This window comes from Bdellovibrio svalbardensis, from assembly GCF_029531655.1.
Lineage (GTDB): Bacteria > Bdellovibrionota > Bdellovibrionia > Bdellovibrionales > Bdellovibrionaceae > Bdellovibrio > Bdellovibrio svalbardensis.
Genome location: NZ_JANRMI010000001.1, coordinates 1027891 through 1054884, shown reverse-complemented (window position 1 = coordinate 1054884; position 26994 = coordinate 1027891). Strand labels below are relative to the sequence as shown.

The window sequence follows — 26994 nt, the reverse complement described above, 5'->3', positions numbered from 1 at the left end:
ACCCCTGTTGTTAGTTATTAATTAATGCTGACCCGACTCACTTGGAGTCGAAACAGATCCACCACCCTCGATACCGTCGTCGCCAAGATCTTCATCTTGGTCACGAAGGATGTCGGACTCCATCAACTCAACATTCAATGCAAGAGACTGAAGCTCTTTCACCAATACGTTGAATGATTCAGGTAAGCCCGGCTCAAGGATATTTTCACCCTTCACGATGCTTTCATACATACGTGTTCTTCCCGCTACGTCATCTGACTTAACAGTGAGGAACTCTTGTAGTGAGTATGCAGCTCCGTATGCCTCGATCGCCCAGACTTCCATCTCCCCTAGACGCTGACCACCGAATTGTGCTTTACCGCCCAATGGTTGTTGCGAAACGAGTGAATAAGGTCCGATAGAACGCGCATGGATCTTCTCTTCAACCAGATGGTGAAGCTTAAGCATGTACATGATACCGACAGTAACAGGGTTCGTGAACGGCTCACCTGTACGACCATCGAACAGGATAGACTTACCAGAGCTAGGAACTTCTGCTTTTGCAAGCAAGCCCTTCACGTCTGATTCACGAGCACCGTCGAATACTGGAGTGCCAACGTGCACACCGTTCTTCATACGAGTTACCATTGCTTTCAATGAAGCGTCGTCAGCACCGTCAAGTTTCGCGCTGATTTCGTCATCACTGAAGATATCTTTCATTTCTTTACGAGCATTTTCAGCATTCCACTTAGTTAAGTGTTCGCCTAGTTGCTTACCAAGATTGTGCGCAGCCCAACCCAAATGCACCTCGAGGATTTGCCCGATGTTCATACGAGAAGGAACGCCCAGTGGATTTAGAACCATGTCAACCGGTGAACCGTCTGCAAGGTATGGCATGTCTTCAACAGGCAATACTTTAGAAACGACACCTTTATTACCGTGGCGGCCCGCGAACTTATCGCCGACTTGCATTTTACGTTTAATCGCAACGTAAACTTTGACCATTTTGATCACGCCAGGAGGCAACTCGTCACCTTTACGGAGACGATCGATCTTCTCGTTGAATACCAATTTAACTGCGTCAAGTTGGTTACGAGCGTTGTCGATGATTTTGTTAACTTGGAACTCAAGGTCTTGCTCAAGAGGGATATAGTTCAACAATTCAAATGGAATTGTTTCGATATCCGCTACAGTGATGTTTTGACCTTTATTAAGAAGCTTTTGGCTTCCGTCTTCATTCAACAATACGCCAGTAGTGATTTTACCTACCAGGATGTCGCGAAGTTTTGAGATCGAGTTATTTTTGATAACGTTTTGCTCAACTGCCAAATCTTTTTCAAGTTTGCGTTTTTTCTCTTCGATGATTGAAGCCAAACGTTCGTCACGGTCAGCACCTTCACGAGAGTAAACTTGAGCGTCGATAACAGTTCCGTAAACGCCAGATGGAGCACGAAGAGATGTATCACGTACATCGCCCGCTTTTTCACCGAAGATCGCTCTCAAGAGTTTTTCTTCAGGAGAAAGTTGTGTTTCACCTTTAGGAGTTACTTTACCAACTAGGATGAAGCCTGGACGAACTTCCGCACCGATGCGAACGATACCAGAGCTATCAAGATCTTTAAGCGCTTCTTCACCAACGTTGGCGATATCGCGAGTGATCTCTTCTTTACCCAATTTCGTGTCACGCGCTACGCACTCGAACTCTTCGATGTGAATAGATGTGTAAACGTCGTCTTTCAACAAACGCTCAGAAATCAAGATAGAATCCTCGAAGTTGTAACCTTGCCAAGGAGTGAAGGCCACCAGGATGTTTTGTCCCAATGCCAACTCACCAAGCTCAGTAGAAGGTCCGTCAGCAACGATGTCGCCTTTAGAAACCTTGTCACCAACAGTTACGATTGGTTTTTGATTGAAGCATGTATTTTGATTCGTACGTTGGTACTTAGTGAGGTTGTAGATATCTACGTTCGCACCAAGTTCTCCGCCTTTAGCAAAACGACGGATAACGATACGAGAAGCATCTACTTCTTCAACGATACCATCATTTTGAACAACAACAGATGTACCAGAGTCACGAGCAACAAGTCTCTCAACGCCTGTTCCAACTAGTGGAGCGCGAGAACGGAGCAAAGGCACCGCTTGACGTTGCATGTTCGATCCCATCAATGCACGATTGGCATCGTCATGCTCTAGGAACGGAATCAAAGACGCCGCGATAGAAACCAACTGAGATGGAGAAACGTCCATCAAAGCTACTTTTTCTTTATCTACGATCTCATACTCACCGTCACGACGAGTGATTGTCGTTGCAGTTTGGATGGCTTTGTTTCCAGCTTCGTCACGAGCCGCAGGAGCGATGTAGTGACCAGCTTCTTCAAGAGCTGACAAGTAGTTGATGTCTTTAGATACAGAACCTTGATCAACTTTTCTGTACGGAGTCTCAATGAAACCGTAGTTGTTGATACGAGCGTAAGTAGCCAAAGATGCGATCAAACCGATGTTTGGTCCCTCTGGAGTTTCAATCGGACAGATACGACCGTAATGCGTAGGATGTACGTCACGTACTTCGAAACCTGCACGGTCACGAGTCAAACCGCCGGGTCCAAGAGCAGACAAACGACGTTTGTGCGTGATCTCTGACAACGGATTCGTTTGATCCATGAATTGAGACAATTGAGATGAACCGAAGAATTCTTTAACAACCGCGTTCACTGGTTTAGCGTTCACGAGGTCATGAGGCATCATTGTCTCAACATCTTGAAGAGACATACGCTCACGAATCGCACGTTCCATACGAACGAGACCAATTCTGTATTGGTTCTCAAGCAACTCACCTACTGAACGAACACGACGGTTACCCAAGTGATCGATGTCATCGATAACGCCGCGACCGTTTTTAAGGTCGATAAGAGTTTTGATAGTGCTCAAGATATCTTTGTGAGTAAGTGTTCTGTGAGAAGGAGGACACTCATCCATAGAAATACCGAATCTGTGATTGATCTTAATACGACCAACTTCAGACAAATCGTAAGTTTCTGGATCGAAGAACAAACGACCGAAGAATGTCGTAGCAGCTTCCAAAGTTGGAGGCTCACCAGGACGAAGGCGTTTGTAGATCTCAACCAAAGACTCATCTTTGTTAGTCACTTTATCAACCAACAACGTATTTCTTAGGTAAGGACCAACAGTCAAACCGTCGAAGAAGATCATGTAGAAGCTTTCGATACCAGCTTCGATCGCGCGACGGATGATCGCAGAGTTTAGTTCAGCATTCGCATCAGCGATGATCTCACCTGTAGATTCATCGATAAGTGGCTTAGCCAAAACTTTTCCATCAAGATCATCTGGTTCTACTTCAAGCTCAGTGATGTTGAGGTCTTTAATTTTTTTAACGATCGCACGAGTGATACGACGACCAGCCTTAACAAGTGCTTCACCTGTTTTAGGATCTAGGACGTCAGTCAATGCTCTTTGACCTGACATTCTCTCGATATCCAACTTACGGAAAAGTTTTCCACCTTTAACGTAAACTTCATCAAGATCGTAGAAGTACTCAAGCAATTGCTCCGCGTTGTATCCCAATGCTTTCAAAAGAATTGTCACAGGGAACTTACGACGACGGTCGATACGAACGTGGATCAAATCTTTTTGATCGAATTCAGCATCCAACCAAGAACCACGGTAAGGAATCACGCGTGCAGAGTAGATAAGTTTACCAGAAGCATTGTTTTTACCACCGTCGTGATCGAAGAACACGCCCGGAGAACGATGCAACTGAGAAACAACAACGCGCTCAGTACCGTTGATAATGAATGAACCGTTCGCAGTCATAAGAGGAATTTCACCGAGGTAAACTTCTTGCTCTTTTACGTCGCGAATAGAACGCGCTTCAGTTTCTTCATCAACATCGAAAACGATAAGACGAAGAGTTACTTTGATTGGCGCAGCGAAAGTCATACCACGTTGACGGCATTCGTCTACGTCGTACTTAGCTGGCTCAAGTGTGTAACTTACAAACTCAAGGCTTGCAGTGTTGTTGAAATCTGTGATCGGGAAAACAGATTTGAAAACGCCATTAAGACCAGCTTCGCCACGGCGATCTGGATCCATATCTTTTTGAATGAAAGCTTCATAAGAGCTCTTCTGCAATTCAATCAGATTTGGAATATCAATGACTTGCTTATTTTTCGCGAATGACTTTCTAACTCGAATGTTAGAAGCCGTAACTGGAGTTTTTTCCAATGTACTCTCCGTGATAAGAAAATCGGAACTTCACTTCGGGGGGAAGAAACCAAGACCCACATTAAATAAAAGGCAAGCATCTCAACCTACCCGAAGTTTTCAATAAATCAAGTGATTATAATGGTTTTGGCCCGCTTCTTGAATCTTTTGCGGGGGTAGTTCTGGGTCACCGAAGGCCGCCTTACAACGCAAATTTAGCTATTAAGAAATCAGACACGCGCTTCCCGCGCTCACCGCCCTTTGGTACCGCATCCTGCGGGGGCGGAGGTCTGATTTCTTAATAGCTAAATTTGCATTGCAAGGCTGATTCAGAGATCCAGAGTTATGTTCCGGAAAAAGGAAAAACAAGAAGATCTCCGGGAACTCAGAGATCACTTCGTTTATGCGTCAAGTAATTGTGTTCCTTAGGTATTTACCAAACCACCTGAACACTAACAAGGTTGGGCTTTTTGATTTTTGGTCCTTTAGCAATGAGCCTGGAAGTAAGGAATGGGTTCTATTAAATTCAGACCTCCGGCCCCGCAGGATGCGGTATTCCAGGCCGGCGAGCGCCGGAAGCGCGTGTCTGAATTTAATAGAACCCATTCCTTGCTTTCAGGCGGCCGCCGTTGCTAAGGGGCCAAAAAGCAAAAAGCCCCGTGTTTCCACGAGGCTTTCGGCAAAATCAATGTCAGAACAAAAACTACTTAACAGTAACTTTCGCGCCTGCAGCTTCAAGAGCTTTTTTGATTTTTTCAGCGTCTTCTTTAGTCGCGCCTTCTTTAACTGCTTTGCCGCCAGCTTCAACAAGAGCTTTAGCTTCAGCAAGACCCAAACCAGTCAAACCACGTACTTCTTTGATTACGTTGATTTTGTTCGCGCCAGCATCAACCAAGATAACGTCGAATGCAGTTTTTTCTTCAACAGCAGCAGCAGGACCAGCTGCAGCAGCTACAGGAGCAGCAGCAGAAACGCCCCATTTAGTTTCAAGCATTTTTACAAGTTCAGCGATTTCAAGAACTGTTTTCGCAGACAATGCGTCAACAAGTTGATCGTTAGTTAGAGACATTTAATCCTCCAGGGATTTAAAAAATTATTTAAAAATTCAAATATTCAGCACCATTTATCCCGAACAGTCGGGATGCAAGCAATTACGCTTGTGGAGCTTCTTCAGTACCAGCAGCATCGCCGCCGCCAAGTTTTTCAGCGTAAACGTTCAAGCATCTAGCAAGTGTAGTTGCTGGAGCAAGAAGTGTAGCCAAGAACATAGCGCGGAGTTGGTCTTTGCCAGGAAGAGTTGCCAAGAATTTAATCTTAGAATCATCCAAAGCTTCGCCATCCATCACACCTGATTTGATTTGTAGAACTTCAACGTCCTTAGCAAAGTCAGCAAGTGTTTTTGCAGTTGCGTTCACTTCACCGTATGAGAATACGATGGCGTTAGTACCTTTCATTGAATTAGCGAATGCTTTTTCAATAGCTGGGTGATCTTTGAACGCTCTTTTTGCAAGAGTGTTACGAACGACCTTCATCTCAGACTCAGCAGCATTCAATTTTTTGCGCAAGTTAGTAACTTGCTCAACCTTGATACCTTTAAAGTCTACGATGAAAGCCCCTTTAGCTTTTCCGAATTTCTCCGTGATTAGCTTAATCTCTTGCTCTTTATCTGCGCGAGTGATCATAAGTGAGCCTCCTTTCGTTAGATTTTCCCTCGATATGACTCGAGAGTCTGTGCGAATCAGGTTGGTTTGGAGGTTCTTGAATCCCAACGGATGTTGGAATTTTTGGAATACCTTTTTGCCTTATCTCGGCAGGCCCTTCACAAGCGAAGGATTAGATCCACAATTGGAAACCTACTGTCTCTGATCGCAATAAAACTTAATTAAATTTTTCATCGCTTTAAAGCCTCGATTAAGGCTGGGCTTCGAATTTATTTCTACTCCAGCTTTGCCGGAGTAGATGGCTCAAAGCCCTACAAACTGAACTATCCTACGATAGCTGCAGCCGCATTCGGTTCAATCTTAACACCAGGACCCATAGTTGAAGCTACAGAGATTGATTTAAGATAGATACCTTTAGAAGATGCTGGCTTAGCTTTAACTAGCGCGCCCAAAAGAACGAGGAAGTTATCACGAAGTTTAGCATCGCCCATTGATTTTTTACCGATACCAGCATGTACGATACCTGCTTTATCAACGCGGAAATCCAACTTACCTTTTTTCTCGGCAGTTACGGCTTCGCCAACGTTCATAGTCACAGTACCGATTTTTGGATTCGGCATCAAACCTCTAGGTCCAAGGATCTTAGCAACTTTAGAAACAGTCGCCATCATGTCTGGAGTCGCGATACATTTATCGAAATCCAACCAGCCACCTTGAATTTTAGCTACAAGGTCATCAGCGCCAACAAAGTCAGCACCAGCAGCTTTTGCTTCAGCCTCTTTCGGGCCTTTTGCGAAAACTACTACTTTTACGTCTTTACCAAGACCGTGAGGCAATGCAATCGCGCCACGAACTTGTTGATCAGATTGCTTAGGGTCAATACCCAAACGCAATGCTACGTCGATAGATTCATCAAACTTCGCTGGAGCGGACTCAACTACGAGTTTGAATGCTTCATCAACAGTGTATTTTTTTGCAGAATCAACCTTCTTAGAGGCTGCTGCGAATTTCTTACCTGCCATATGTCAACCCCTAGCCTTCCAGCTCGATGCCCATGCTCTTAGCTGTACCCGCAACTTGTGACATTGCTGATTCAACTTTCAAGCAGTTCAAATCAGGCAACTTCGTTGTAGCGATAGTTTTGATTTGATCTTGTTTGATTTTTCCAACTTTGTCTTTTTGAGGCATTTTGGAACCTGATTCCAATTTCAACGCCTTTTTGATCAAAGAAGACACCGGTGGTGTTTTAGTGATAAAGGTAAACGATCTGTCTTGATAAACAGTGATGATGATAGGGATGATGCTATCACCCAATGCTTGCGTACGAGCATTGAACTGTTTACAGAATTCCATGATGTTTACCCCATGCTGTCCGAGCGCCGGTCCAACGGGAGGAGCTGGATTAGCTTTCCCTGCCGGTATCTGCAGCTTGATCATTCCTGTAACTTTTTTTGCCATGACCCACTCCTGCAAGAGGATTTGTTTAAACTCCCAAGATCACCCAATGTGACCTCAAGAAAAATTATTGTTTTTCTACCTGAATGTAGTCCAACTCAACTGGAGTCGGTCTACCGAAGATGCTCACAAGAACTTTAAGCTTCGCTTTGTCCTCGTTAACGTCTTCTACTGTTCCCTGGAAGTTACTGAATGGACCGTCAACAACAGTCACATTCTCACCAACAGCGAACTTCACGCGTGGTTTTGGTTTTTCAGCAACGCCAGCCATTTGCTGTGTTACACGAAGAACTTCAGCCTCCGGAACCTCTGGAGGACGAGTTTTAGTACCACCCACGAAGCCGGTCACTTTAGACGAATTTCTAACCAGATGCCAAGTCTCATCATTCAAAAACATCTGAACGAAGATATAACCCGGGAAAAATTTACGTGATTTAACCTGTTTTTGGCCTTTTACAAGCTCCACTACGCTTTCCGCAGGGATCAAGATGTCGCCAAAGAACTCTTCCATTTTGGAAGTTTTGATCTTCTCTTCGATAGCTTTTTTAGCGGTGTTTTCACAGCTAGTCTGAACGTTAACGATGTACCATTTTTTTTCCATAGTCCGTTCCTTACTTCATTAGATAGTTAATAAAAAAGCCTGAGATCAAATCGAAAGTACTGATGATCACACTTGAGATCAAAACCATAACTACGCAAACCATAGTCATAGCAGTTGTGTCTTTACGTGAAGGCCAAACCACCTTACGAATTTCAGTCACAACCTCTTCGCCCCATGCGCGAACGCGTGGATTGAATTGTAGAGCTGCAAACAATACGAGACCGATTGCTACTGGAAGACCATGTCTTACCATATCCGAATCAGCGGCTCTCGCAACAACACCGAAAGCTCCAGCAAAAGCTTTGATGAGAAGATGAGTAGTCAAACCTACTAGCGCACCAGCAATAGCAAAACTTAGAGTCAAAATCTTAGCGTTGGCTTTTTCCATTGTTCCTCTTCCATGATGCAAAATTGGCAGGGGCGGAGGGATTCGAACCCACGACCTAACGATTTGGAGTCGTTCGCTCTACCGCTGGAGCTACACCCCTGCACTATCTTATTGATGATAATAAACCGCTCGACTGCGTTGCTTCGTCGGCGCTGTACATCTATGTACAGCTTTCTCCTCGCGCCTTGCGATCGATTTATTCTCATCAATAATCTCATTTTTTGATTTGCTTGAGACTGCAAATGCGTCACAAAAATTAATACTTTTATGAGATGCCAAGAAACACCGAGGGGGACCCTTTTGTCAAGGAGTCCCCCGGGCGATTTTTAATTAGCGAATGCTGCGTTAATCCTACTCAAGGATTTCAACAACTACACCGGCACCAACTGTGCGGCCACCTTCGCGGATAGCGAAGCGAAGCTCTTTTTCCATAGCGATTGGAGCGATAAGCTCAACTGCTACTTCTACACGGTCACCAGGCATAACCATTTCAGTTCCAGCTTTCAAAGTACAAACGCCAGTAACGTCAGTAGTTCTGAAGTAGAATTGAGGACGGTAACCATTGAAGAATGGAGTGTGACGTCCGCCTTCTTCTTTAGTTAGGATGTAAGCCTCAGCGCGGAATTTTTTGTGTGGCTTAACAGTTCCTGGTTTAACAAGAACTTGACCACGTTCAACGTCTTCTTTTTTAGTACCACGAAGAAGAACACCACAGTTGTCTCCAGCGCGACCTTCATCAAGAAGCTTACGGAACATTTCGATACCAGTTACAGTAGTTTTTTGAGTTGGGCGGATACCAACGATTTCGATCTCGTCACCAACTTTTACGATACCACGTTCAACACGGCCAGTAACAACTGTACCACGACCAGAGATAGAGAACACGTCCTCTACTGGCATCAAGAAAGTTTTCTCGATAGCACGAACCGGTTCAGGGATGTAAGTGTCACAAGCTTCCATCAATCTCATGATAGATGGACGACCGATGTCAGAAGTATCGCCTTCCAAAGCTTTCAAAGCAGAACCTTTTACTACTGGGATATCATCGCCAGGGAATTCGTACTTAGAAAGAAGTTCGCGAACTTCAAGCTCAACTAGCTCAAGAAGTTCTTTATCGTCAACCATGTCTACTTTGTTCATGAAAACAACTAGAGCAGGTACACCTACTTGACGAGCAAGAAGGATATGTTCACGAGTTTGTGGCATAGGACCGTCAGCAGAAGAAACTACCAAGATAGCTCCGTCCATTTGAGCGGCACCAGTGATCATGTTTTTTACGTAGTCAGCATGTCCTGGGCAGTCAACGTGCGCATAGTGACGATTTGCTGTTTCGTATTCAACGTGAGTAGTAGAGATAGTGATACCACGCTCTCTCTCTTCTGGAGATTTATCGATTTGATCGTATGACATTGCTTGCGCGTTGCCAGTTGCTGCAAGAGTAGTCGTGATAGCAGCAGTCAAAGTTGTTTTACCATGATCGACGTGACCGATTGTACCGATGTTAACATGCGGCTTATTACGGTTAAATTTCTCTTTAGACATAATTCCTCCTGCAGAGATTTTTTAAAATTAAATTACTTTAGCAAACACAAAAACTAATTAAACAAATCAACTTAGTGGAGCCCATGATCGGAGCCGAACCGACGACCTCACCCTTACCAAGGGTGTGCTCTACCACTGAGCTACATGGGCATCTTTATTTCCTGAATATTTGGAGCGGGAGACGGGTCTCGAACCCGCAACCCTCTGCTTGGAAGGCAGATACTCTAGCCAATTGAGCTACTCCCGCCCATCAGAAAAAAATGCCCGAGAAGAATCTCTTCCTCTCGCTCTCAAATTTCTCCAAGTAAACATTCAAAAAAATGGTGGGCAGGGAAGGATTCGAACCTTCGTAGACATAAGCCAGCGGATTTACAGTCCGCCCCCTTTAGCCACTCGGGCACCTACCCACTTGTGAATGCTTACTCAGAGAAATTTGGAGCTGGTTATGGGACTCGAACCCGCAACCTGCTGATTACAAATCAGCTGCTCTACCAATTGAGCTAAACCAGCTTACCTGAGATAACCGAAACGTTATATTGGATAAAATCTACAGTCGTCAAAGATAATTATTCATCAGACTGAGATTTTTTTCGATTTCCGCGCGGTGCGTGCTGCCTCAACGTCTCGGTTAGTGCCATTGCGGTGGCTACCGATGCGTTATATGAAGCCGAAGCGCTCGACTGCGGAATGAACGCTAATTCATCACACAATCTTTCGGTTGTCACCCTCATTCCTTTATCTTCCGCTCCGATCGCCCAAACAACCTTATCTGGCAGCTCGAGCTCAAAGATGGAACGCTTTCCACGAGGGCTTAATCCGTAAATCCAATAGCCTTGTTTTTTCAACTCTTCCGCATACTTAGCGAAGTTTGTCGTCTCCTCAACCGGGACATGTTCGACACCTCCGCAGGCCACTTTATGGACGGTCGGAGTTAGACCCACCGCACGGTCTTCGGGGATCAAAACACCATGCGCGCCGGTCAACCAGGAGGTTCTCAAAATCGCACCTAAATTATGGGGATCTTCGATACCGTCTAACATGAGAACTACTGACTTTTCATGTTTCTCTAGACCTTTGATATCGAAGTTTGGGGCTCCATCGACAAATAAAGCCGCCCCCTGATGGGACGATCCAAATTTATCAATTACAGACTCTTGTCTAGTCTCTACTTTCACTTTTGCCATGCGAGCAAGCTCTTCGATCTCACGAAGATCGGCTGAAGACTCCCAACCCGCCTTCAACCACATGCCTTTGATCATCTTAGGACGAACTGCCAAGACTTCTTTGATCGCATGATTGCCAACAACGATTCTCCACTCACGAGGAATATGATTCTCGGAGCGCGCATTGCTGCTTTGTTGAGGACGATTTCCACCCGCATGCTGAGGACGCCCAGATGACTGAGGACGGCCGCCACTTTGAGGACGAGAACCTGATTGAGGACGTGCGGATTTTTGCGGAGGACGAGAGTTATTTTTCTTCATATACTGCCATTACAAATTCTGTTGCTGCTTCTTTAATATTTTTTGCTTCTAGAATCGGGCGACCTACCACCAAGGCAGAAGCTCCATACTGGAGTGCTGCCTTAGGACCCATAATTCGCTTCTGATCGCCCGCGCTTGCCATACTAGTGCGAATTCCCGGAGTGACAAGATATAGACCGCGATTTTGTAAAAGGTCTAATTCATGAGGAGAGCAAACGATGCTGGAAAGGCCCGCCTCCTGAACTAAATTTGCCAATTCAACGACGTGCTGAGAGATCGACTGCTCCTTGAAATTAGAAGGAAGAGATTGCTCATCCCATGACGTGAGAATAGTCACTGCGAGAACACGGAAAGGCCTTTGTTCATTCAGTTCCCTTTCAACCTCAGCCATTTTTTTCAGGGCCTCAAGACCACTTAAAGCATGGACAGTGACCAAGGAAGCACCCGCCTCAAAACTCGCTCTGACGGCGGCTTCCATTGTGGAGGGAATATCGAAGTGTTTATTGTCCAAAAAAATGGGACCCTGCTTTGCGATCTCTTTGACGAAGTCCATTCCATATCTAAGACAGAGGCGGGGACCAAGCTTAAAGCCACCGACAATTTCAGACAGCTCCTCTGCAATTTTGAGGGCTTGCTCTTTTGTATCTACATCGAGAGCAAGGATGATTGGATTTTTCATCGGGCTTGCTTTGAGGTTGCGCTTCATAGCCTCTCCGGTTTGCACTTCAGCACCGCTGAAGAATGGACTGTCACTTCAACTCATTTGAAATGATTTTTAACTCTGAGTTCATCAGATTAAAGAAACAATATTCTATGCTAAAGATATATGAAGTGCCCTTATGAAAGTCAAATACGAGCCCCCCCTCTCCCCCCGTGACCGCTCGGACTGAGACAGCGATCCTCTCAAAATGATGAGCCCAACTTTGTGGACAGAACAAGCCTTGCAATCATCTTGATAGCTCAACAGTTCAACACGCCTTGTTAGTTGGAATCATTTGACCCCTCACTATCATTCCTTATTATCCGCCGCATGTTGATACTATTCCTTATAATGAAGTTTTGGTCCCCTGTTGAAGCCTCCCCCGCTTTACACCGCCATTTTCATGGCCTTCCGGATTTGGAAGCTTCTTCGATGGCTTATCCTGAAGAGTTTCGTTCAACTAAAGGCTTGGTCGCAGAACCTCCTCAAGCTTGGCATAATGCCTTGGCGATCGGTCCTCGCAACTTGGAATGGCTGAATCTTCTCAATGCTCATCGCAAACCTGAAGATAAGATTCAGCTTTCAAATCCAGGGTCCTCCAAAGGCATTCCGATGGAAGATCCGCTCCGTTATAATGATGCTCTATTAAATGAGCGCTGGATGCTGATTGAGAAAGATCTGCCACCGGAACTCAAAACCGTCTTACTGGGCACAGCCTCCCTGCCGACGTCACTCCCCGTCGACCTCGAGGTTTATCGCTTGTGGGCGCGGAAAATTGACGTGATTTACTCTCATTCATTGCGCTGGAATGGAATGCGCAAGAATATTCCCTACTTCCGCACTCAGAAGATATTCGATTTCCGCGGTCTTCGCTTTCTGGGAAAAATCGGCGATGAGAAACTCAAAGAAGAACTTCAAAACTACAAGTCTTTGCCAGTCGAAAGACAACAGCAACTTAAAGGCTGGGTTTGGGACGTTTGCTTCAATGCTACAAAGTGGGATCCTACTTGCGACACCTTGATGGAGAGAGCTCTTCGCAATAGCACTCTTTTTGAGATGTACAAAAAATATCAGGATCAGGCGCAAAGAAATTATGAAAAGCTTTTTGAAGTCACCAATCCTCGAAAAGATATTTACAGCTCTGCAGGTAGCTTGGTGATGGGTTTTAAGCCCAGCGAAAATGATGCGATCAATTTGTTCGTGAAAAACAATGTCGAAGCGGAATGGCAATGGACCACTGGCGGATTGAAGTTAAATTTTGACTCGAAAGCGGCTGCAAATATCCGATTCATCCCTGGCACTGTGGCATATGTGGAAGATGTTGGTGGCGACACAATCACCATGGACTCTCAGGTATCCATTGAGTCTTGGGACTCACAGTGGACAATTCGCCATGAGTATGGCCACGTACTGGGCTTTCCAGACTGTTATATTGAGTTCTGGGATGACACAGAGAAAGCATTTGTGAGTTATCAGTTCGACCTCGACAATTTGATGTGCAGTCGCGCTGGAAAATTCAATGAGCGCAATAAAAATGAGCTTTTCAAAGCTTATGCTGCTCCTAAGTTGTTGAAGCATGGTGCGTTTGCAAGGTAACACCCGATGATGTTCAGAATGTAATCGAAACTCTACTACAGAAGAGTTTCTTTTACTCTCCGATCTGGCGAAGATAGTTCAGTCGGAGGATTTATATGAACCTCAAAGCCATCACTCCCGTGATTATTTGTCTGCTTTTATTTTTTTCGAGTTTTATCTTCTCGAGAAATACGGAACCTAAAAAAGCTGAACCGACCTTTGCAAATCAAGGTTCTGCAACCCCAGACTTGAGAAAATAAAAGGCTCCGCTGATGCCGAGCCTTTTATCTAATCTGAAAATTAGTTGCCAACCTAGTAGAGCCCGTCACGAACAATGATCAGGGTATTCCATCCCATGACACGAATTGGATTTCCGTTCACGTCCCGCGCGACCCGGCCATTCATATTGAAAAGCGGCACAAGTCTTTGACCTTGCGCCAGGATTTTTCCGTAGATAATTTTCGCATTGTCTTTATGCAACCGAACACAGCCACCAGAAGCCCGGGTCCCTAGCTGTTTATAGTGATCCGGAGTTGTCGCATGGATCGCAATTCCACCGTTAAAAAAAGCGGCATACTCCATATGCGCCTCCCAAGTTTGCGAATAGTGATCTCGGATTAATTGATAGGGCGAAAACGTCCCGGCGGGAGTCACGGTCCAATACCAACGACCACTCTTGGCCCGTTCGTATTGTTCCCGCCCCGTAGAAACGGGCCAGACAGCCGTCGTCACACCATTTTCTGATACAGTCATTTGTTGAGCGCCATACCCGAACGCAGCCTTATTCACTTCGATGACAATCGCGTATTCTCGAAAAACGTCGATCCCGTCATTGGCGGCGATAGCCTCAGGACTAATCACCGGACGATTCATTTCCGTTCGTGGTGCCCCTACTTCCGCAGCAAGCTCGTCCGGAGTCATTAAGTCATCCAGCTGTGGTGAACCGTTAAGACCATCCTCTGCAAGACTGGAAGAAGCGGCTATGAACAAGAAAAAGGAAAGAATTAAAGCTCTCATCAGACCCTCCCAAATATTTGGTCAGTTTGTTTAGCTTACGTCCTCCATAGCTCTAGGAATAATATTCTGCTCGGGTTTTGAATCGGTCAAAATGAAATAAAAAAACGGAGGGTTATCCCCTCCGTTTGACAAATTTCCAGATTTTTTTTGAAACATGGTTCACTCTCTCAAGACTTATGGTCCCTTTGATTGTGAGTTCATTCCATTTACTAAATTAGTACGATTTAGCGAAAAGCACCCATTTCGTTGCAGGCTTTCCAGAGAAGATACAATTACCTTGAACAGGCTCTTGATTCAAAGGAATACAGCGTGGAGTCACTTTCAACGTGGCAAGCAAGTCATGACCAATACCTTCTTCACACCAAGGTACAAGTGCAAAGCCTGGCGCCGAAGTCTCATCGTTGCCCTTGAAATAAGCTTCAAAGTCCGCCAAAGAAGTCACACGTTTGATGTTTTCGTCTCTGAATTTTTTCGCCTTTTCAAACAAGCCATCTTGAATTTCCTGAAGAGTGCTTGAAATGTTTTGGACAAAGGCATCACGCGCCTGACCGGCTTTCTCTTTTGGTCCACGATCACGTCGACCGACAAAGACTTCGCCTTTGGCCATATCACGAGGCCCTACTTCAACACGTACAGGAACACCTTGTTTGATGTACTGCCATGCTTTATCACCACCGCGCATATCGCGGTCGTCGACTTTGACACGAACTGCGCCGCCAGAATAGCTTTGCGCCTTCAATTCCTTTGCAAGACTTTGTACGTACTCGAGAACTTGTTTTTTCTCTTCATCATTGCGATAGATCGGAATGATTACGACATGCAATGGGGCGATTCTTGGTGGAACAACGAATCCGTTGTCATCACTGTGGGTCATGATCAAACCGCCGATAAGACGAGTTGAAACACCCCATGAAGTCGTCCATGCCGTTTCTTCTTTGCCTTCAGCACTTAGATACTTAATGCCAGAGGCTTTTGCGAAGTTTTGACCTAAGAAATGCGAAGTGCCCGCCTGCAATGCCTTGCGATCTTGCATCAATGCTTCGATCGTATAAGTGTCAACAGCACCCGGGAATCGTTCATCACTGGTTTTCATACCCTTGATCACCGGCATCGCCATGTACTGCTCAGCAAAGTCAGAGTAAACGTCCAACATCTGCAAAGTTTCTTCCTGAGCTTCTTTCGCCGTGGCATGAACTGTATGACCTTCCTGCCATAGGAATTCTGCCGTTCTTAGGAACATACGTGTACGCATTTCCCATCTCATGACGTTACACCACTGATTGATCAACACTGGCAAATCACGGTAAGATTTCACCCATTTTGCAAATTGGTGACCGATGATCGTTTCGCTGGTTGGACGAATGATAAGAGGCTCTTCAAGTTCGCCATCAGGAACAAGTTTGCCATTTCCATCACCCTTCAAACGATGATGAGTGACAACTGCGCACTCTTTCGCGAATCCCTCTACGTGTTCAGCTTCTTTTTCCAAAAAGCTAAGTGGGATCAAAAGGGGGAAGTAAGCATTCACATGTCCTGTATCTTTGAACATACGATCAAGAACGGCCTGCATGTTTTCCCAAACCGCATAACCCCAGGGTTTAATCACCATACAACCACGAACTGGAGAGTTTTCAGCCATGTCAGCTGCGGTGATGACCTGTTGGTACCACTCAGGATAGTTTTCAGAACGTGTAGGTGTAATCGCTGTATCTGCCATGTTGTTTCTTTCTAAAAAGTCTTAACTTAGTAAATATTAATTATCTTTGGAATCAATTCCGTAGGCTTTGATCTTACGGTGAAGGTAACTGCGTTCAAGCCCGATCACCTCTGCCGTGCGACTGATATTCCCACTGTTTTCGGCGATCTTCTTAAGAAGATATTCCTTTTCAAACTGTGCGCGAGCTTCTCGGAAGGTCGAAAGATCCTGCAAATCCATAGATTTGCCATCCCCTTGATCCACTAAGCCAGCAAAACGCACGTCGTGAAGATCGACGAAGTCTCCAGGAGTAAGAATATACACGCGCTCGATGAAATTTTTAAGCTCACGCACATTCCCTGGCCATTGGTATGAAATCATATGTGCCATTGCCTGCTCTGAGAATGCCTTTTTAGGGTATCCGCTTTCGCGGGCGACATTATCAGCGAAGTAAGAGCTCAAAACCGGAATATCTTCAGCGTGCTCTTTCAAAGAAGGCACACGGAATGGAATCACGTTCAAACGGTAGTACAGGTCTTCTCTGAAACGACCCTCTTTAACTTCTTTGTCGAGATCCTTACTGGAAGCGGCGATCACACGCACGTCATTCTCAACAGTCTCTGTGCTTCCTACGCGAGTATATTTTTTCTCGTCCAGGTAAGCCAAAAGCTTCGCTTGGGCCTCTTTGTTCATCTCTGCAATTTCAGCGATAAACAGAGTTCCGCCAGCAGCCAGATCCAACTTTCCTTTTTTTGTGCGCTCAACGCCAGGCATAGCCCCTTTTTCAATCCCGAAGATTTCTGAAGCCAAAAGATCTTCCGGCACGCCACCGCAGTTGATGTCTACAAAAGGACGGCTGGCACGAGGGCTCATGTAATGGATATTTTCGGCAACTAGTTTTTTACCAGAGCCCACTTCCCCTTGGATCAAAACCCAAGAGTTTGTTGGCGCCACACGCGCGATGATCTGCTTGGTCGCGATGATCGCGGGAGCTTCCCCAATCAAAGCGATCGATTTTCTAAGTTTGTTCAAAAGAAGAGCTTTCTCTTCTTTTTGTTGTTGGTAGCTCATGATGTTTGAAATCACGATCAGGATCTTATCCATCGACAACGGCTTTTCGATAAAGTCCCAGGCGCCAAGCTTGGTTGCTTTTACAGCGGTCTCAATCGTTCCGTGGCCAGAGATCATCACAAATTCCACATGAGGGAATTCTTTACGAGCCAAGGTCAAAACTTCGATACCGTCGTATTTTCCTGGCATCCAAATATCCTGGAAAACGATATCAGGCTGAACCTCGCGGATCGCTTTCAATCCCGACTCCCCATCATGTGCCAAGAAAACCTGGTAGCCTTCGTCTCTTAAAGAGGCCGAAAGCACATCACGAATCGGAGCTTCGTCGTCGATAATCAAAATTTTAGTAGATAGAGCCGTCATAGCGACCTTCTTTCGTCATTGTATCGGCAAATGCCGATACCACAGTTTACTCTTCAGATGGCTTCCAAGCGCCAACTTCATTCACGGGCATTTCGATCACCATCTTCACCCCTTTAGGCTCATTCGCAGTAGCGCGGATGAAACCGTTATGGTCTTCGATGATTCTTTTCACGATGGCTAATCCTAATCCAGTTCCACTCTCTTTTGTAGAGTAGTAAGGCTCAAAAATGCGATTTCGATCCGCCGCAGGGATGCCTTCGCCGTTATCTGCCACTGTCAGGCGCACGGTTTTGATGTCGCGGTCGTAACGGGTGATAATTTGCACAGTTGGTTGTGGCTCTTTCGCAACAGCCGACACCGCATTATCAACCAGATTGACCAAAACCCGCTTGATCTGATCAGGGTCGAATTTAAAATCAGGCAATTCGAAGTCTTGAGCAAAATCAAAATGAACCTGTGGATGAGCTTGGCGATATAACCCCAAGGACTCCTCAACCACTGAATTCAAATTAGCCACCACCGGACGAGCCTGAGGCAAACGGGCAAAATTAGAAAACTCATTCACAAGATTTTTCAGGCCATCGACTTGCTTAACAATCATAGTCGTACATTCGTTGAATGCAGGATCCGTGATGGAAGCACCAAATTTTCGTTGCAATCGCTCTGCAGACAGCTTGATCGGCGTCAGAGGATTTTTAATTTCATGGGCAATACGACGAGCTACTTCCGTCCATGCTGCCGCCCTTTGGGCGTTCTGCAGTGGTGTCATATCGTCAAAGACCAGAATTTTACCAACCTCTTGGCCTTTTTCGTCCTTCAAAATTGAAAGACTCATTTGCAGAGGAATCGCTTCACCATGAACATTGATACGCAGTTCTTTCTGGATACTTTCGACTTTATTATCCTGCATGTTCTTAAGAAGTTCTGCAAAAGTACGGAAATATTCCAAAGTCAAAAGGTCCCGAACTGAATAGCCAATATGCTTTTCCGGATCGACTTTTAACAACTGCGCCGCACGACGATTGATGGTCGAAACCATGCCGGATTGATCGACGGAAATAACGCCGGTATTGACGTTCTTCAGAACTGTATCTGTATATCTGGCATGCTCATCGAGTTTTTCCAGAGTTTTCTCCAGAGTCACAGTCATCTGATTGAAGCTTGCAATCAGATCATTGATCTCTTCAGAACCCGACTTAATATCCAAGGTCGTGTAATCCCCACCCGCGACTCGCCGAGTGGCTCGGCCCAATTGCACGATCGGAACTGATAACTGTTTGGCCAAATAAAACCCAAACCAGGTTGCCGCAAGCAGAATCACAAAGGTCATCAAAACCAAGATGATCAGATAAATCGATTTTAAAGGATACTCCAGGGGATTGATATCGCGGAACTCATCATAGGCTGTCGAGATATCATCCATCTTTGAAACAAGGGAGAGAGGTAAAAAACTTGAAACGACGATGGCGCCGCGATCAGCACCCTCTTTCACTGGAACAATAACCCGCACTAAGTTTCCATCCCCAAATTGATGGATGATGCTGGCTTCGGCCTGAACCTTGATCCCTTTTTGCAGGAACTCAAGCGAAACCGCCGGGACTGTCGGGACTGTGTCGTCTTCGGCAGAAACCACGATGCGCTTGCCGAAAAGTGATGGGTAGTACTCCACCGCATCCAGACTGAACTCTTTACGCAGGGTCTCGATCTTGTTCTTTACCTCGTTAGAGTTGTGCAGGGGGCGAACCGCATCCGCAATCTGATGGGCAAAGTGGTAGTTCTTTTTCTTGGCATTGAAGTAGTAAGCATTGGTGACTTCGATAGAGCTTTTAAGAACCCCCGCCATCTTGGCGCTAAACCATTTATCGAAGCTCGAATTAATATAGAAGACTGAAATAATAAACATCAGCACCGTCGGAACGAAGCTGAAGGCCACAAAGGCTGCGATCAATTTGGCTTTAAGACTGGAACCAAAAAGCTTGCCCTGTCGTTCAACGAAAACCTTCACGACATTGCGGAAGATCATAAACAACAAAAGCAAAAGTAAAACGATATTGAAATTTACGAGACCGAAGAAAAAGATACTGTGAACGAATGGCAATTGCTGGCTTGTCGCAAAAAGACGGATCTCAAACCATGTGAGCAAAACGAATAAAAATGACACCAAGAGAACAATAATGATTTCTCGGCGGCGTTTTTTGAACTCCTGAGGACCAGAAGGAAGAAATTCATCCTTTAAAGGTGTCTTGTCATCCGAACTCACAGCACGTCCTTGCCAAATACACTTAACAGTTGCACCCCGGCTCCGCCAGAGCGCCCCGCTCCGACTTGGTCGGAGCGTAGACAACTATCCTAGATTACTTTTTAGCTTTTTTCGCTGGTTTTTTTGATTTCGCAGCGGCTTTGGGTGCAGTCTTTTTTGCGGCTTTCTTAGCAGGAGCGGCTTTAGCCACTGGAGCTGTCTTCATCATCTTCGCAGTTCTAAGAGCTGCTGGGATTTCTTGAGTGAGGCCAATCATTTCCATTACAACTTGAGCCGCTTCCGCGCCTTTATTGCCATGTTCACCACCAGCACGAGCCAAAGCTTGCTCTTCGTTTTCAGTCGTCAATACACCAAAACCGATTGGTTTTTTGTAGTCCAGCATCAAACGAGTTACGCCGTCAGTGACAGAGTTGCAGACATAATCGTAGTGAGAAGTTTCCCCACGGATCACCGCGCCCAAAGCAATAACACCGTCACAACCAGCATCAAGGAATGCTTGGCAAGCCAAAGGAAGCTCAACGGCACCCGGAACCAAGGCTGCAAAAATCTCTACACCCTCACAAGATTCTAGGTAGCTAATAGCGCCTTCTTCCAACTTTTCAGTGATTTCGTTATTCCAGCGTGCTGTTACAACACCGACTTTGATATTTGCCATTAGTTAGCCCCTTTACAGTTTTCAATCGAAACAATTTCAACAATTTCCAAATCAAATGCTTTCAAACCGACTTTTTTCTCTGGCTTATTGGTGATCAGGCGAATTCTGTTCGCGCCGATCTCGCGCAAAATCTGTGCGCCAATGCCATAGTCTCGTTCATCCATAAGCGGAGTTGTGGGACGAATGTCTTCCAATCCCATAAGAACTTGCAGCTCTTGCGCCAAGCCTTGCGTGCGGTTGTTACCACGAAGCAGAACAAAAGCACCGCTGCCGGCCTCTTCGATCATTTTCAAGCTTTCAACGACAGACGAAGCTCCACGCTGCAAAGCGGACATGAAGTCTCTTGTGAAGTTGTCGACATGCACGCGAATCAAAGTCGGTTGATCTTTTTTGATCTCGCCTTTTTGAATAACGAGATGTTCAAGACCATCCACCGTGCTGCGGAAGACACGCGCCTTATAGTTCTCACCAAAGGACGCCGGCAAGCTGACGCTCGAAAGCTCTTCGACCAAAGTTTCATTAGCCAAACGGTATGCGATCAAATCAACGATCGTCCCGATTTTAATATTGTGCTTTTTGGCGAACTCCTTCAAATCAGGAACACGCGCCATGCTTCCGTCTGGATTCATGACCTCGCAAATGACTGCGGCTGGATTCAATCCCGCAAGGCGGGCCAAATCCACGCTGGCTTCCGTATGACCGGCACGCTTCAACACGCCACCTTGTTGCGCACGAATAGGGAAGATATGTCCCGGCATATGTACATCAGAAGGTTTGGCATGAGGATTTGCCGCCACTTTACAAGTATGCGCGCGATCCGCCGCCGAGATCCCCGTGCTAATACCCTCTGCCGCTTCAATACTGACCGTGAAGGCCGTTTTGTTTGGAGCGTAGTTGTACTCATCGCGAACCATCAGAGGCAATTGCAAACGATCCATTTGTTGTGGAGTCATACACAAACAAACCAATCCACGAGCTTCTGAGATCATAAAGTTGATCGACTGAGCATTCACGTGATCAGTCGCAAGAATAAGGTCGCCTTCGTTTTCACGATCTTCGTCATCCACCAAGATAACAATCTTGCCAGCGCGAACATCGTCAAGAATTTCAGGGATTGTATTGAATTCCATTTTAGTCCTTCTTTACTTCCAACGAACGTTGAATTGCACGAGCCATATAATCAGGCTCAACATTCAAGCGGCTGCCTTTTGTTAAATCACCCAAGTTGGTGCGTTTGATTGTTTCTGGGATCAGACACACAGAAACGGTGTCATCCTTAAGTTCATTAACGGTCAAGCTCACTCCATTCAGAGTAATGCTGCCTTTTTTCCATACGTAGGGCAAAATCGAATTTTGAACTTTGACGTCCAGAAAGAAGGATTCCCCTTCATGCTCTGCCCGCAAGACTGTCCCGAGACTGTCGACATGACCAGTGACAAGGTGCCCATGGATTCTGTCGCCGAAACGCAAAGATCTCTCGAGATTGACCTTTTTACCCAGCCAGCTCGAAGGATTCCATTCAAGGACCTTAATGGTTTCCGCTGCCAGAGCGAAAGTCATCTGAGTGTCGTCGAACGCCTCAACGGTCAAGCAAACGCCATCACAGGCAATGCTGTCGCCGAGCTTTATGTCGTCGAATTCACTGGGTTTTTTGATTTTTACACGATAGGCATTAACAAGCTCTTCCGAACTGATAATGGGCATGACGGACTCTACGATTCCAGAAAACATAAGGGCCTCTAGCTTGATGGCCGAGACCCTACACCGACACTCTGAGAATGGCAAGATTTTGATGACCCTTCTGAGAGTAAAACCCACTCTGAAAACCAGAGTGAAATAGCTACCTTACGAGGCCTGGCGCCCCAGTCCTATCTACCGCCTGTAGGCTTGGTAGCTACAGCACCTGGAGCTGCTGAATTGGACGCTACATTTGAGCCGGAGGTTGGCTGAACCCCTGCTCCTGGTGGAACATAGTCGGCGGCATGGAACTTCGAAAGCTTCACTTTTGCGCCAACAACCGCGTTGTAATCGTTTTGCTCGATCACTTTGCCGCGAGCAATTTCATCCCCCACATAATCAATCTCGATTTTCGCCACAGCTGCATTCGCAGCGGCACCACCACCAAGATATTTTGAATTACATGGTTCGCCGTCCCAGTAGTACTCTTCGTTATAAACCAAGAGTTGATCGCCCACTTCCAAGCCCACGTCAGCACCGCCGACAATAATCAAATGGGTATCGTGATTGGCCATCACACGAGTGTACCATTCATCCTTCTTAAGCTGCTCGCTCAAGCCACTCACTGCTTTTGCCAATGCCGTTTTTGAAACGGTTGCCAACGGAGTTTGATAATAAGCACTTGGTCCCACACTCAGTGCACCAAAATTCAAAGAAAAATTCACAGATGTTTTAGTTTGCTTCGAGGTCACGTTCGCCGCGCCAACCACAGTCGAAGTCAATGGGCGTGTCGCCACCATGGAAAGATCCAATTGCGCAAACTGCAAATTCAATCCCGCTGACGCCAACCCATTCGTTGGATAAGCACCCGCTGGAGTAAATCCAAGCGTAATACCGCCGCCGCCAATCAGTTCAAATGAGTTCACAGCACCCGCAATTTTCACTTGCGGAAGATTTGCCATACACCAAGCTGTCTGTGCATATTGCACTTCATAGTTGCTCTTGCCGGCCTCTAACGCTGACGCCTTCATCATGGCACCGTCGGCTTTCGTCAGATTAAACATGTTGGTATCACCGTTGGCATTTGTGGTTGAAGTCGCCGGAGCTGTGGCAATCGGTGGCGCATATTTAAAAGCGAACTCTTTGCTTTCTTGAAGCACACCATAAATTTGTTGATTCGCAACAAACTGGAAGTCAAAAGAAGCTCCACCTGGAAAATTGATCGCACTGGATCTGATGGCTCCCATGTCGACAATCTTTTTAAGCACGCGAGCTGGAGGCTGCGCGGCCTGTTGCTGACACTTCTGGTTTCCCATCGTCATTGCAGCGCCTGCGATCAGTACTGCGATTTTTCCGTAGGTCTTCATAGTGCATATCCCTTTCCCGTCGGTCGTCATAACCTTGAGAACAAACTGTTAGTGCGGTTCTCACACAGTATACGGATTATGGTCCAGGAACTTAAAATGCAGCTAAGTCTCCAGAAGAATTAAGAAAAGAAAAACTAGTTTCACGCTGAGACACGCTAAGTGTTGGAATTAATTTAGAAGTCAAAAAATAAGGAGTTTTAAAAATAATTTTGCTTGTCGAAACATTAGACTGTTTCCTCTAAAAGAAAAGTCATCACCACTAGAGTGGAAATTCTAAACGACCAAAACTTTTGCGAAAATCTTCCACCTACCAAAAATAAGGCTGGTCAAAAAGGTTCAGCCGCGAGGCGGAAGGTTTTTCGCGAAACGCAGGCGTGGCAGCGCCACGCTGAAGTGAAGCGAAAAGCCTGACAACGAAGTGGATGGACCTTTTTCACCAGCCGCCTAGAAGGAACCGCCGCCTGATAGGATAATGAAATACTGCACTTCATCGTCTGGCAGCTTGACGTCATCCTTATCAGTGCGCGTGTTGTAGTAATGAGTGACTTGCGCGCCACCGCCGATGCTAAGACCACCAAAATTAAATACCAACCCCGCCTTGCCGAAAGCACCATTTGAATCTTCACTGGCAAATCGCAAACCCGGGCCGGCAAACAGATCGATGCCAAATCCACGGCCTTCAGTAAATAAAGATCCCTGGAAGATTAACGACGTATCGAGACCGTAGACAGATTTTATGGTGGAGCCAAATTGTGTAAAGATGGAATTTCTCCAGTTCAGCCACTCTTTCATCCACCAATTGAGACCGAAATCTATCTCTGTGTAGGAGTTGCCATTGTAAGTACCCACCCCACCGCTCAAATCATAGGTGAAGGCAGAACGACTTTGGGCAAACGACTTAGTGGAAAAAGCTAAGAGACAAAAAAGAACCACGATGAGTTTTTTCATATCTCCATTCTTAGAACTAGTTCATCGCCAGTCAATATGTTGCTCATGGGGCCTTAATCCTCAGTCACTTTTCATTTGAGGCATTCTGGAACTCCACAGAGGATGAGATGCAATCCATCACAGTTTATCTGGCATCAATTCTGCTTAGAGTAAGGAAACAAACAGGAAACCGATGAAAGATGGGGCGCTATGATCTTTAACAGAATAACCATGTTGAGCGCTTTGGCTTCCGTCACAATCTTCAACTCCTTAGCCGCGGAGGCATTAATCTCATCGGAGATCGAAGCCGCATCAAAGCTTCTTGGTGCCAATCTGGTAAATGAATTTACCTTTGACGAAGGAAAAACAACTCTAGACGAACAGACTCGCGCTGAAGTTCGTTCGTTCATCAAAGAGGCCAGCAAAAGAGGAGAAATCACCGAAGTTAAAGTGGCAGTCTGGGCTGACAAAGAATACTCCACGGAGCCTACACGGGAACAACCCGCCGATGTAAAACTCAGCGAGGCCCGTGCCAGATCGATGAGGGATTATCTCACTCAAGATCTGGCTTTGAAAAATGTCAGCAGCTACAACATGAGCGAACGCCCCAATCCCCTGTTTAAAAACATTAAAGTCTCGAGGGGTACGGCATCTGAAAGCTATAGCATGAACAATGACTACATCTTCACGCGAGTAAATAAGTCGAAGGCCGTGATTATGATCTATCTTCGCTAGAGCGCAAACGCCGGTATAATGTTTTTCGATCAATTCCCAAATCTCGTGCTGTTTTATCTTTGGCACCGCGATTGATTTCCAGGGCGTATTGAATATATTGCTGGGTAATCTCTTCGATAGGCAGAATTTTTTTATAGGGATTTTTATCAACCAAAAATTGCTGCAAGCTTTCAAAAGTAGATGGCAGGACGCTGGCTACCTCCGAAGAGGACTTCAGCAACCGCAGGTCTTCCCTTTGAATAACATGGGTCGAGCAAAGAACAACTGCCCGCTCAATTAAGTTTTCCAGCTCGCGCACATTACCGGGCCAAGAGTGGCTCATCAAGGACTCTATCGCATCAGCGCTGAAGCTGCTTAGTACTTTGCCGTTTGCACTCGAGTAGCGCCTTAAAAAGTGATACGCCAACGGCATAATATCCTCATGCCGTTGCCGCAATGGCGGCACCTCAATCGAAATCACATTTAAACGAAAATACAAATCTTCGCGAAAGGACTTTCGTTTAATAGCCTCTTGAAGGTTTTCGTGAGTGGCACAAATGATCCGAATATTGATCGGTCTGTAGGTATTCTCTCCGACTCGCTTGATTTTTCGTTCTTGTATAACGCGCAAAAGTTTTGCCTGCAGGTTGAGGTCCAAATCCCCAATCTCATCTAAAAATAAGGTCCCACCTTCAGCCTCTTCAAAAAGCCCCATGCGTGAAATGCCCGCTCCGGTGAAGGCCCCCTTGGCATATCCGAAAAGTTCTGACTCGAGGAGGTTCTCTGGAATTGCTGAACAATTGAGGGGAATAAAGGCTCGACTCTTGCGTTTGCTCAAATCATGAATCATCTGTGCAATGACTTCTTTGCCCGAGCCGCTCTCTCCTAAAATTAAAACGTTGGCCGAGCTTTCTGCGACCCGCTTTGCCAACTCAACTGCTTCAATGAAGGCGGGGCTTTTCGCAATGACTTCCTTGTGATTCAGCATAGGCACTTCCCATTCATTTCGTCTTTTTAGGAATAGCGTAAGTCCCATTTTTCCCCAATGAAATACCTCGGCCCTTGCTTCAAAGCATAAGGAATGTTTATTGCTTCATGTTATAGTAGTGAATGAACGCATCAACAAGGAGGCCACTATGTTAAGAGCCGCAATTGCATTCTTTATTTTGGCTATCGTCGCATTCGTTTTGGGTGCCGGAGGTATTGCCGGCATGTCGATGGAGATTGGGCGCTTACTGCTTATCGTGTTCCTGGTGTTGGCTGTCATCAGCTTCTTCATCAATATGATGGGGCGTAGAGGACATCGATAAACGACAGTTCAATTTTGCCGCAATCTGGGAGATTTTCCCCAGTGATCTTCTCCCTTTTTGCGACGCCCAAACAACAAACCAGAAAACAAAAGGGCCCTCCGTTAAGAAAGCCCTTTTCATTCTAGATCTCTATTTATGAGAGCCTGATTGCGAACCTGGCTTCTGAGAGCTGCTGCTGCGATCAGAACTTGGAGACCTTTGACTGTCTCTTTCTGAACGATTCATGTTACCACCAGTGCGCTGTTCACTTCTTCTGTCTTCCGGTTTTTGTGATTTAGAAGTTGAAGACTCTGAAGCGCCCGGTCTGTTAGTTCTTTCTGTTCCCAATGAT

General features: G+C 45.9%; 24 protein-coding genes and 5 tRNA genes. 3 read left to right on the top strand and 26 right to left on the bottom strand.

What is annotated here, in order from left to right:
* Window positions 1-21 precede the first annotated feature (21 nt).
* From rpoB to pyrF, 15 genes are all read right to left on the bottom strand, one after another.
* Window positions 22-4221 (bottom strand): DNA-directed RNA polymerase subunit beta, encoded by a 4200-nt coding sequence (gene rpoB, locus NWE73_RS04985; RefSeq protein WP_277577179.1) that lies wholly within the window; start codon window positions 4219-4221, stop codon window positions 22-24.
* A gap of 682 nt (window positions 4222-4903) precedes the next feature.
* Window positions 4904-5269 (bottom strand): 50S ribosomal protein L7/L12, encoded by a 366-nt coding sequence (gene rplL, locus NWE73_RS04980; protein WP_277577178.1) that lies wholly within the window; start codon window positions 5267-5269, stop codon window positions 4904-4906.
* An 82-nt stretch (window positions 5270-5351) separates the two neighbouring features.
* Complete coding sequence (gene rplJ, locus NWE73_RS04975; protein WP_277577177.1) at window positions 5352-5882, bottom strand: 50S ribosomal protein L10; 531 nt, start codon at window positions 5880-5882, stop codon at window positions 5352-5354.
* A gap of 302 nt (window positions 5883-6184) precedes the next feature.
* Window positions 6185-6883 (bottom strand): 50S ribosomal protein L1, encoded by a 699-nt coding sequence (gene rplA, locus NWE73_RS04970; protein WP_277577176.1) that lies wholly within the window; start codon window positions 6881-6883, stop codon window positions 6185-6187.
* 10 nt (window positions 6884-6893) lie between these two features.
* Complete coding sequence (gene rplK, locus NWE73_RS04965; RefSeq protein ID WP_277577175.1) at window positions 6894-7319, bottom strand: 50S ribosomal protein L11; 426 nt, start codon at window positions 7317-7319, stop codon at window positions 6894-6896.
* A 64-nt stretch (window positions 7320-7383) separates the two neighbouring features.
* Window positions 7384-7917, bottom strand: a complete 534-nt coding sequence (gene nusG / locus NWE73_RS04960) for a transcription termination/antitermination protein NusG (RefSeq protein WP_277577174.1) — start codon at window positions 7915-7917, stop codon at window positions 7384-7386.
* A gap of 10 nt (window positions 7918-7927) precedes the next feature.
* The gene (gene secE, locus NWE73_RS04955; protein ID WP_277577173.1) at window positions 7928-8305 is read right to left on the bottom strand and encodes a preprotein translocase subunit SecE; all 378 of its coding nucleotides are present in this window, start codon (window positions 8303-8305) and stop codon (window positions 7928-7930) included.
* Window positions 8306-8329: 24 nt separating this feature from the next.
* Window positions 8330-8405 (bottom strand) — tRNA-Trp (locus tag NWE73_RS04950).
* Window positions 8406-8656: 251 nt separating this feature from the next.
* Window positions 8657-9847 (bottom strand): elongation factor Tu, encoded by a 1191-nt coding sequence (gene tuf / locus NWE73_RS04945; RefSeq protein WP_277577172.1) that lies wholly within the window; start codon window positions 9845-9847, stop codon window positions 8657-8659.
* Between the two features lie 75 nt (window positions 9848-9922).
* Window positions 9923-9997, bottom strand: a tRNA-Thr gene (locus tag NWE73_RS04940).
* A 20-nt stretch (window positions 9998-10017) separates the two neighbouring features.
* Window positions 10018-10094: transfer RNA gene (locus tag NWE73_RS04935), tRNA-Gly, on the bottom strand.
* A gap of 74 nt (window positions 10095-10168) precedes the next feature.
* A tRNA-Tyr gene (locus NWE73_RS04930) sits at window positions 10169-10254 on the bottom strand.
* A gap of 27 nt (window positions 10255-10281) precedes the next feature.
* Window positions 10282-10357 (bottom strand) — tRNA-Thr (locus NWE73_RS04925).
* 56 nt (window positions 10358-10413) lie between these two features.
* Complete coding sequence (locus NWE73_RS04920; protein WP_277577171.1) at window positions 10414-11331, bottom strand: TrmH family RNA methyltransferase; 918 nt, start codon at window positions 11329-11331, stop codon at window positions 10414-10416.
* Complete coding sequence (pyrF, locus tag NWE73_RS04915; protein ID WP_277577170.1) at window positions 11318-12037, bottom strand: orotidine-5'-phosphate decarboxylase; 720 nt, start codon at window positions 12035-12037, stop codon at window positions 11318-11320. The genes NWE73_RS04920 and pyrF overlap by 14 nt, the downstream gene beginning before the upstream one ends.
* Window positions 12038-12382: 345 nt before the next feature.
* On the opposite strand from pyrF, the gene NWE73_RS04910 reads away from it, so the two are divergent.
* The gene (locus tag NWE73_RS04910; protein WP_277577169.1) at window positions 12383-13627 is read left to right on the top strand and encodes a hypothetical protein; all 1245 of its coding nucleotides are present in this window, start codon (window positions 12383-12385) and stop codon (window positions 13625-13627) included.
* Window positions 13628-13918: 291 nt separating this feature from the next.
* On the opposite strand, the gene NWE73_RS04905 is transcribed toward NWE73_RS04910, so the two are convergent.
* The 9 genes from NWE73_RS04905 to NWE73_RS04865 all read right to left on the bottom strand — a co-directional run bounded on the left by NWE73_RS04905 (window position 13919) and on the right by NWE73_RS04865 (window position 24660).
* Window positions 13919-14623 carry a L,D-transpeptidase gene (locus tag NWE73_RS04905; RefSeq protein ID WP_277577168.1) on the bottom strand — a complete coding sequence of 235 codons (705 nt, stop codon included), beginning with the start codon at window positions 14621-14623 and terminating at the stop codon, window positions 13919-13921.
* Between the two features lie 214 nt (window positions 14624-14837).
* Window positions 14838-16340: a proline--tRNA ligase gene (gene proS / locus NWE73_RS04900; protein WP_277577167.1), complete on the bottom strand. Its 1503-nt coding sequence runs from the start codon at window positions 16338-16340 to the stop codon at window positions 14838-14840.
* 36 nt (window positions 16341-16376) lie between these two features.
* Entirely contained in the window at window positions 16377-17753 is a 1377-nt protein-coding gene (locus NWE73_RS04895) for a sigma-54-dependent transcriptional regulator (protein ID WP_277577166.1), read from the bottom strand.
* A 46-nt stretch (window positions 17754-17799) separates the two neighbouring features.
* Entirely contained in the window at window positions 17800-20013 is a 2214-nt protein-coding gene (locus NWE73_RS04890; protein ID WP_277577165.1) for a sensor histidine kinase, read from the bottom strand.
* Window positions 20014-20107: 94 nt separating this feature from the next.
* A complete protein-coding gene (gene ribH, locus NWE73_RS04885) occupies window positions 20108-20668 on the bottom strand; it encodes a 6,7-dimethyl-8-ribityllumazine synthase (RefSeq protein WP_277577164.1) in 561 nt (186 codons plus the stop codon).
* Window positions 20668-21798 carry a 3,4-dihydroxy-2-butanone-4-phosphate synthase gene (gene ribB / locus NWE73_RS04880; RefSeq protein ID WP_277577163.1) on the bottom strand — a complete coding sequence of 377 codons (1131 nt, stop codon included), beginning with the start codon at window positions 21796-21798 and terminating at the stop codon, window positions 20668-20670. The genes ribH and ribB overlap by 1 nt, the downstream gene beginning before the upstream one ends.
* A gap of 1 nt (window position 21799) precedes the next feature.
* A complete protein-coding gene (locus tag NWE73_RS04875; RefSeq protein WP_277577162.1) occupies window positions 21800-22399 on the bottom strand; it encodes a riboflavin synthase in 600 nt (199 codons plus the stop codon).
* A 137-nt stretch (window positions 22400-22536) separates the two neighbouring features.
* A complete protein-coding gene (locus tag NWE73_RS04870) occupies window positions 22537-23712 on the bottom strand; it encodes a hypothetical protein (protein ID WP_277577161.1) in 1176 nt (391 codons plus the stop codon).
* A 444-nt stretch (window positions 23713-24156) separates the two neighbouring features.
* Entirely contained in the window at window positions 24157-24660 is a 504-nt protein-coding gene (locus NWE73_RS04865; protein WP_277577160.1) for a hypothetical protein, read from the bottom strand.
* A gap of 189 nt (window positions 24661-24849) precedes the next feature.
* On the opposite strand from NWE73_RS04865, the gene NWE73_RS04860 reads away from it, so the two are divergent.
* Window positions 24850-25374 carry an OmpA family protein gene (locus NWE73_RS04860; RefSeq protein ID WP_277577159.1) on the top strand — a complete coding sequence of 175 codons (525 nt, stop codon included), beginning with the start codon at window positions 24850-24852 and terminating at the stop codon, window positions 25372-25374.
* Here NWE73_RS04860 and NWE73_RS04855 read toward each other — a convergent pair.
* Window positions 25355-26341 (bottom strand): sigma-54 interaction domain-containing protein, encoded by a 987-nt coding sequence (locus NWE73_RS04855; protein ID WP_277577158.1) that lies wholly within the window; start codon window positions 26339-26341, stop codon window positions 25355-25357. The two genes, NWE73_RS04860 and NWE73_RS04855, sit on opposite strands and share 20 nt — an antisense overlap.
* A gap of 148 nt (window positions 26342-26489) precedes the next feature.
* Here NWE73_RS04855 and NWE73_RS04850 point away from each other — a divergent pair, with 148 nt between their 5' ends.
* Complete coding sequence (locus tag NWE73_RS04850) at window positions 26490-26663, top strand: DUF1328 domain-containing protein (protein WP_277577157.1); 174 nt, start codon at window positions 26490-26492, stop codon at window positions 26661-26663.
* A gap of 129 nt (window positions 26664-26792) precedes the next feature.
* Here NWE73_RS04850 and NWE73_RS04845 read toward each other — a convergent pair whose 3' ends face one another.
* Window positions 26793-26990, bottom strand: coding sequence for a hypothetical protein (locus NWE73_RS04845; protein WP_277577156.1), 198 nt, complete (start codon window positions 26988-26990; stop codon window positions 26793-26795).
* Window positions 26991-26994 lie beyond the last annotated feature (4 nt).

Bases quoted from the DNA above. Each gene is read 5' to 3' on its own strand.
- NWE73_RS04860 (WP_277577159.1), top strand. From the start codon at position 24,850: ATGATCTTTAACAGAATAACCATGTTGAGCGCTTTGGCTTCCGTCACA.
- rplL (WP_277577178.1), bottom strand. From the start codon at position 5,269: ATGTCTCTAACTAACGATCAACTTGTTGACGCATTGTCTGCGAAAACA.
- ribH (WP_277577164.1), bottom strand. From the start codon at position 20,668: ATGGCAAATATCAAAGTCGGTGTTGTAACAGCACGCTGGAATAACGAA.
- NWE73_RS04905 (WP_277577168.1), bottom strand. From the start codon at position 14,623: ATGAGAGCTTTAATTCTTTCCTTTTTCTTGTTCATAGCCGCTTCTTCC.
- NWE73_RS04920 (WP_277577171.1), bottom strand. From the start codon at position 11,331: ATGAAGAAAAATAACTCTCGTCCTCCGCAAAAATCCGCACGTCCTCAA.
- NWE73_RS04865 (WP_277577160.1), bottom strand. From the start codon at position 24,660: ATGAAAAAACTCATCGTGGTTCTTTTTTGTCTCTTAGCTTTTTCCACT.
- secE (WP_277577173.1), bottom strand. From the start codon at position 8,305: ATGGAAAAAGCCAACGCTAAGATTTTGACTCTAAGTTTTGCTATTGCT.
- nusG (WP_277577174.1), bottom strand. From the start codon at position 7,917: ATGGAAAAAAAATGGTACATCGTTAACGTTCAGACTAGCTGTGAAAAC.
- NWE73_RS04855 (WP_277577158.1), bottom strand. From the start codon at position 26,341: ATGCTGAATCACAAGGAAGTCATTGCGAAAAGCCCCGCCTTCATTGAA.
- NWE73_RS04870 (WP_277577161.1), bottom strand. From the start codon at position 23,712: ATGAAGACCTACGGAAAAATCGCAGTACTGATCGCAGGCGCTGCAATG.
- NWE73_RS04875 (WP_277577162.1), bottom strand. From the start codon at position 22,399: ATGTTTTCTGGAATCGTAGAGTCCGTCATGCCCATTATCAGTTCGGAA.
- ribB (WP_277577163.1), bottom strand. From the start codon at position 21,798: ATGGAATTCAATACAATCCCTGAAATTCTTGACGATGTTCGCGCTGGC.
- rplA (WP_277577176.1), bottom strand. From the start codon at position 6,883: ATGGCAGGTAAGAAATTCGCAGCAGCCTCTAAGAAGGTTGATTCTGCA.
- NWE73_RS04910 (WP_277577169.1), top strand. From the start codon at position 12,383: ATGAAGTTTTGGTCCCCTGTTGAAGCCTCCCCCGCTTTACACCGCCAT.
- pyrF (WP_277577170.1), bottom strand. From the start codon at position 12,037: ATGAAGCGCAACCTCAAAGCAAGCCCGATGAAAAATCCAATCATCCTT.
- NWE73_RS04895 (WP_277577166.1), bottom strand. From the start codon at position 17,753: ATGACGGCTCTATCTACTAAAATTTTGATTATCGACGACGAAGCTCCG.
- proS (WP_277577167.1), bottom strand. From the start codon at position 16,340: ATGGCAGATACAGCGATTACACCTACACGTTCTGAAAACTATCCTGAG.
- NWE73_RS04850 (WP_277577157.1), top strand. From the start codon at position 26,490: ATGTTAAGAGCCGCAATTGCATTCTTTATTTTGGCTATCGTCGCATTC.
- tuf (WP_277577172.1), bottom strand. From the start codon at position 9,847: ATGTCTAAAGAGAAATTTAACCGTAATAAGCCGCATGTTAACATCGGT.
- rplJ (WP_277577177.1), bottom strand. From the start codon at position 5,882: ATGATCACTCGCGCAGATAAAGAGCAAGAGATTAAGCTAATCACGGAG.
- rplK (WP_277577175.1), bottom strand. From the start codon at position 7,319: ATGGCAAAAAAAGTTACAGGAATGATCAAGCTGCAGATACCGGCAGGG.